The following is a 438-nucleotide window of genomic DNA, read 5'->3' as shown; positions in this document are numbered from 1 at the left end:
ATCATGGGGCTGCTTGAAGTCGCCACTTTAGTAACAATAACTATAAACATAATTATTGCTGGTGTGCTAGGAATAACTTTTTTTGACTATGCTATCATTCAATTTCCTCATGACGTGTATGACGGTTTCAAAAAAGTAAACGAAATAGTGATATTTGCTCTATTTATCGGTGGATTGAGCCATATAATGTACAAGCAAGGTCAAAAAGCGTTGCATAAACTCATCGATGAAAGCAATATCACAAAAACTAAAGCTGAATTTGTGATAGCAGGAATTGCGTCTATGTTTACTACCTTACTTGCCAATAATACCATTGCTATTTTACTAAGTGGTGGCATTGCAAAAAGGCTTGCACAAAAACACAGTATTGCGCCACATCGCAGCGCATACTTATTAGATGTTTTTGCTTGTGCTACAAAAGGTATCTTACCTTATGGT

Annotated in this window: 1 pseudogene; it reads left to right on the top strand. The window is 36.1% G+C overall.

Going from position 1 to position 438, the window contains the following annotated elements:
- Positions 1–438 (top strand): annotated as a pseudogene (locus WG67_RS08205) (Na+/H+ antiporter NhaC family protein); the annotation flags it as partial.

The organism is Wolbachia endosymbiont of Drosophila incompta (genome assembly GCF_001758565.1).
GTDB classification, from domain to species: domain Bacteria; phylum Pseudomonadota; class Alphaproteobacteria; order Rickettsiales; family Anaplasmataceae; genus Wolbachia; species Wolbachia pipientis.
This window is presented reverse-complemented; position numbering and strand designations above follow the sequence as displayed.